General features: G+C 58.3%; 2 protein-coding genes. Both read right to left on the reverse strand.

The features are described from left to right. Positions 1-47 precede the first annotated feature (47 nt). Positions 48-983: a peptidylprolyl isomerase gene (locus V6C07_RS12385; protein WP_333536783.1), complete on the reverse strand. Its 936-nt coding sequence runs from the start codon at positions 981-983 to the stop codon at positions 48-50. Positions 984-1,453: 470 nt separating this feature from the next. Further along, positions 1,454-2,562, reverse strand: a 1,109-nt coding sequence (locus tag V6C07_RS12390) for a SurA N-terminal domain-containing protein (RefSeq protein ID WP_333536784.1), incomplete at its 5' end; no start/stop codon positions are given.

Here is a 2,562-nt window from a genome sequence, read left to right on the forward strand (position 1 = left end):
GCTGCGGGCCGGGGCAACCACGGCCGCGCTGCGCCCGGTCAGACGCGCTACAAGCGGATGTCTATCACGGCCTTGCTGCGCAACTGACCAGTATAGTCGTCAAAACGTTCCAGAGCCTTGGGCTGCCGCAAAATGGCGTCAATCTGCGGCTTGGCCTCTTCAAGGCTGAGCATTTTCATGCCTCCCCCGCCGGGACGGAAAAGGTGCACCTGGGCCTTATGCCCCTGCAGATCAAAAAGCTCCGTCACATCGCCCGGCTTCATCTTGGTGAGGCGCCCTTCCCATTCGGGATTCAGGCGGTCCCATTCCACCGGTCCCATATCACCGCCCTTTTCCTTGTTGGGCGCGATGGAATACTTGCGCGCGGCTTCTTCAAAAGTCAGCGAGCCGGAGCGGATCTGGGCGGCAATGGAAGCGGCGTTCACCTTGGGCGAGTAGACCATAACCCCCATGTGCAGACCGGTGCGGTCATACATGGTGTCTTTATGGGCCTCGTAATAGGCGCGGATTTCCTCGGGGGTGACCACAACCTTGCGGCCGACCTCCATGCTCATGATCTTTTGCCTCAACAGGCTTTTTTCAATATTTCCACGAAGTTCAGCAACACTGCTTTTCTGTTTGGCAAGCTGTTCCTCAAACTGCTGTTTGGTCATGTTGCGACCCTGCATGAGTTTGGCAATCTCGTTGTCAATATCTGTGGGTGATACGCTGACCTTCAGCCTTCTGGCTTCCTGGGCAATGAGGATATCCATGATCATCATGTCCAGAACCTTGCGGAAAACAGCGTCCACCTGCTTGGCGTCAGCGGGATTATCCGGGTTGAGTCTGGCGCGCGCCAGATCGGGCAAGGCGTTTTTTTGCAAATCAAACATGGTAATGACCTGCCCATTGACCACGGCGGCCACTTTATTGAGCTGGGCGGCCTGTACGCCGCATGCGGCCAAAAGCATGACCGCCAGCAGCAAAACAAGTGTCTTCCTCACAGGTTTCTCCCTCATGTAAGACGCAGTGCGCCTGTTTATCCTTAGATTTTTAGCTCAAAACAGCGCGACATGCAATGTCTGCCCGGCAGGCACGAGGCCAGGCCCGCGCCGCAAGGCAGCCTCACTGCAAACTGCTCTGACGGCCACACAAGCAGCCGTCCGCCACAAAGGTGCAGACCCGGCTTCGCTCATTGCCGAAGGGCTTAGAGCATTTCCACTTTGAAATTGCTCTGGCGGCTGCCGGAGCAGACGCCCGCAGCGAAGGCGTAAGCGCAGCTTCATCCGTTACGACAAAGGAAGTTACGGATGAAGACAGCAGAGCATTTGTTTGCGCTGTTAAACGCCGTAGTGAGCGCCTTAACGTATGGAAAACATACTACATCACAATAAAAGCACCGTGTACGGGCAGCAGTGCTGAAACGCCCGGGCGCGGTTCACCCGCCGTTGGCCGGGTACAGGCTCTGCCTCGCTTACATTCCCTGACCGGGGTTTTCCGTAGTGGGACGGCCCTGGCCTTCTGGTTCTTCCGGTTCTTCCGGCCCGGCCTGATTTTCACTCTCGCCCTCTTCGGCAGGCACAGCTTTGCCGCCAGATCCATTGTCGTCGGAAGAACCGCTGGAAGCGCCTTCACGCGCGGGGGTTCGAGCCGAGGGCGGGGTGAGCAGGTCAGCGGCAAGGTCTGGGTTCACGCGCACCTGGGCGCGTGACAGGGCGGCAGTGAGCCAACGCTCGAAAGCCGCTTCTTTCTCCCGCTCGCGCAGGATATTTTCTATAAGAGGATATGCCTCGGCCACGCTCATAACATGGGCCGCATTGCGCCGCGCCAATGCCAGCCCCAGCCAGCGGTCGCCCTCCTGCCGTGGCGGCAGGCATTGCCCAGGGGCGAGCTTTTCCAGACCTTTCTGCGACTCTTTCGGCAGTTGGGCCGCACCGGCTTCAACGCACTGCAAAAGAACTTCGCCGGCCAGTTCTTCACGAACCGGTCCCACTGAGGCAAAAGACGCGCAAAAACTGTCCACCCCCTGTCGGTCTGGGGCAGAAATCAAACAAATGTCCAGCGTTTCAGGTAAGTTGAATTCCGCTTCGTGTTTCTTGTAATAGCCGCGCACATTGTCCAGAGAAATACGGATGCCGGGCAAAAGAACGCGCTTTTCAAAGCTCTGCATGGCGAGATGGTCGCGCATAAGCAAGCGCCACTCATTGACATCCAGCGACTCCTCGGCAAGAAAGCGCGCCAGTTCCTCTTCACCGCCATAATCCGCCCTCACATGCGCCACGGCGGATTCCACTGCGGAATCGGTGACGGGAATCTGCAGATTGCGCAATTCCTGATTTACCAACGCGTAAATGATAAGTGTGCCAAGCGCGTCGCCATACTGGCGCTTCATGTTTTCCAGCGAAGGCCGCTGCATGGTGTCCAGCGCCGCAGAGCGGCCGTCCAGCAGGGCCTGCACGGTGCGCAGGTAAATGGGGTCGCCGTTGACCGTAGCCACAACGCCTTCGGGCAGACGTCCTTCAAGGCAGCCGCCCAAAAACAGACAGCAGACAAGAAGCACCGGGCCGATCAGGGCAGGCCGGC

This window comes from Desulfovibrio sp. 1214_IL3152, assembly GCF_036763055.1.
In the GTDB taxonomy this organism is placed as follows: domain Bacteria; phylum Desulfobacterota; class Desulfovibrionia; order Desulfovibrionales; family Desulfovibrionaceae; genus Desulfovibrio.